Source organism: Mesotoga sp. HF07.pep.5.2.highcov (assembly GCF_003666285.1).
GTDB classification, from domain to species: Bacteria; Thermotogota; Thermotogae; order Petrotogales; family Kosmotogaceae; genus Mesotoga; species Mesotoga prima.
The window spans coordinates 1-2671 of the sequence record NZ_JFHJ01000499.1; the positions used below are offsets into that span (position 1 = coordinate 1).

A 2671-nucleotide genomic window follows, 5' to 3' on the forward strand; every position below is an offset into this window, starting at 1 on the left:
ATGTTTTGAAGGTCGGAACGGCTGAAATTCCCTACGCCACAGCGATGAAGAGAGATGCAGCGACCACGGTAAGTGCCACGATGGCAATCGCAAAGAGAGATGGTATTTCGGTCTTCGCTACTGGAGGCATTGGTGGAGTTCATCGTGGTAAAGACTGGGATGTCTCTCAAGACATTATCGAGCTTTCCCGAACCAGTATGATCGTTGTATCGGCTGGTGTAAAGAGCATCCTCGATGTCCCTAAGACTCTTGAGTTTCTCGAGACTTTTGGTGTCACTCTGGTCGGTTACAAAACGGACTCATTCCCACTATTCCATTGCTCCAGAAGTCCCTATAGAGTCAACCTCACGATAAATTCACCGGAAGAGGCTCTGCTGATTCTAAAAGAGAAAGAGAGACTGGGGATCGATGGTGCGGTGCTTGTAGCGAACCCTATCCCAGAAACCGATTCGATGGATTACGACGACCTTTCCAGGTTAATAGAGACTGCTCTGTCAACTGCCGAAGCTAGGGGGGTATCCGGTAAGGCTCTGACACCGTTTCTCCTAAGCACTATCGCTGAGTTATCAAACGGCAAGACTCTCGACGCGAACATCTCTCTTTTGATAAACAATGCGGCCCTTGCTGGACAAATAGCGGGGAGCTTGGGAGCCGAACTATAATGGCATATTCACTTAAGGGAGGCAGAGTCTACTCGGTACCCGACGGAAGATATGTCACCCGAGATCTCTACATTAGCGAAGGCATAATTTCTGAAGTACCGGCAAAAGATGCGATAGAAATAGATGTAAGCGGTAAATTCGTCTACCCTGGTTTTGTGGACTCTCACGCTCATCTAATCGGAACTGGAAGAAAGGAGCTTGAAGTCGATCTCGAAAACTGTGACTCGGTAGAAAAGCTTGAAACGGCTCTGAATGTTGAACGCGATATCGTTCGAGCCCGGGGTTGGGATCAGGAGGTTCTTGGCTTCATGCCAGTAAGAAAGATACTTGATTCAATCATATCTAGACCAGTAATAATTACAAGAAGGTGCGGTCATATCGCCTCTGCTAATTCGGCTTTCATAAAGCTCTTTAGTCTCGAACGACTTCATGGACTGGACGGAACGGACATTGATCTCGGGATCCTTAAAGAGAGGGCACTTGATGAAGTCGAAAGAAACGTATTGCTAACTTCTGGAGAAGTAGAGGCTGCAATCGAAGCAGGAACAAAGGCCTTCTTGAAATACGGCGTGACCTCAGTGCACAGCGATGACTACCACGGGATAGAATACGAACTCCTGATGCAAAGACTCGCAGGCATTGTCGATCTAAGAGTTTACGAGAAATTTTGTGTATCGCGAGAAGAAGACCTCGAAATGATACTACTCGGCCGACAGTTCGAAAACGAATTCTTTCAGTTAAATGCGGCAAAACTCTATCTCGACGGTTCGCTTGGAGCGAGAACGGCGGCTATGATTGAACCGTACTATGATTCTCCCGGGGAAAGAGGCGTGCTCTATAAGAGCGCGAAAGAGATTAGACCGATTGTGAAAAGGGCAGATGGGGAAGGGATTCAGGTTTGCGTTCACGTAATCGGCGATCGTGCCCTCGAAGAAGCACTGAAGGCCTTCGAAGGATCGAAGAGTGAAACGCTTAGGCACAGATTGATTCACGTTCAGATCGCCTCTGAAGAGCAAATCCGAAGGATGGTAGAAGAGAAGCTCACTGCATCTATTCAGCCAGTCTTCGTTGATTCCGACAAATTGATAGCTCCGGAAAGATTCGGCCCTTCTCGCTTGGAGAACGCATATCCATTTGGAAAGATGAGAGATATGGGTGTCCTTCTTGCATTGTCAACGGATTCTCCCGTGGAGAGTACGTCAGTGATTAGAAATCTGAACTCTGCAGACAGATACTTTTCGAGAAGGGAAAGCATAGAAATGTACACTTCGAACGGGCATCTTCTGGCCAATAGTTGCAGAGGCTGCTCACTTGAACCGGGTTACCCGGCAGATCTCTTTGTTATCGATGCTGACTTATTGAAGACCAATGAAGACAGGTTTTCGGATATGACATTCGTAGGAGGAAGATTGGTCTTTTCACTGAGTGAAATCGGCTGACAATCAAAAACCTATATTTTACATAAATGCTGACTACACTTTCTTTACGTTTCATGTCCTAAATGTTAAACATAGGCAAACTCTCTTGAAGAATACCAGCAAAACTGCTAGAATTAATAAAGAAAGAGGCGGCGTAAAGCCGCCATATCTGGTGGGCTCGGGTGGAGTCGAACCACCGACCGCCCGGTTATGAGCCGGAAGCTCTAACCAAACTGAGCTACGAGCCCAGACACAGATTTGATTATAATATTCCTCATGGCTTGTGTCAAGAGGTTCAGGAGATGGTTTAATGCTAAACAGCAGTTCTGTGGGTCTTCGGATATCTACAGATCCGGTTCAGGAAATGACTGTGAAGTATCCCCGAGTCCTTGTAATAAAGGCCGCATTTTGCCTTCTGAAAGACGGAAAGTCTATTGAACATAGAGATCTGGAAAAAACGTTACAGACCTTGCTATCGGGATAAGCACCGGCGATCGCTCGGTGCTCATTTTTCCCCCTCATGTTTGAGATGAAATGAAAGATTCATTATGTCGGAGGGTGTGAGGCCGGGTATTCTCATAGCTTGGCCAA

The 2671-nt window shown here is 46.8% G+C and carries 3 protein-coding genes and 1 tRNA gene; 3 read left to right on the forward strand and 1 reads right to left on the reverse strand.

Annotated elements, in window-relative coordinates; translation table 11 throughout:
- Both BG32_RS10495 and BG32_RS10500 read left to right on the forward strand, forming a co-directional pair.
- Positions 1–662 (forward strand): pseudouridine-5'-phosphate glycosidase (locus BG32_RS10495; RefSeq protein ID WP_147434957.1); only part of this gene is annotated, 662 nt, incomplete at its 5' end.
- Positions 662–2101 (forward strand): amidohydrolase, encoded by a 1440-nt coding sequence (locus BG32_RS10500; protein WP_121526806.1) that lies wholly within the window; start codon positions 662–664, stop codon positions 2099–2101. The genes BG32_RS10495 and BG32_RS10500, both read left to right, overlap by 1 nt.
- A gap of 149 nt (positions 2102–2250) precedes the next feature.
- Here the strand turns inward: BG32_RS10500 and BG32_RS10505 are convergent.
- A tRNA-Ile gene (locus tag BG32_RS10505) sits at positions 2251–2328 on the reverse strand.
- A 62-nt stretch (positions 2329–2390) separates the two neighbouring features.
- Here BG32_RS10505 and BG32_RS15610 point away from each other — a divergent pair.
- Positions 2391–2564, forward strand: a complete 174-nt coding sequence (locus BG32_RS15610) for a hypothetical protein (RefSeq protein WP_006487012.1) — start codon at positions 2391–2393, stop codon at positions 2562–2564.
- The last annotated feature ends 107 nt before the right edge of the window (positions 2565–2671 follow it).

Coding starts and splice junctions, on each gene's coding strand:
- BG32_RS10500 (WP_121526806.1), top strand. CDS start 662: ATGGCATATTCACTTAAGGGAGGCAGAGTCTACTCGGTACCCGACGGA.
- BG32_RS15610 (WP_006487012.1), top strand. CDS start 2,391: ATGCTAAACAGCAGTTCTGTGGGTCTTCGGATATCTACAGATCCGGTT.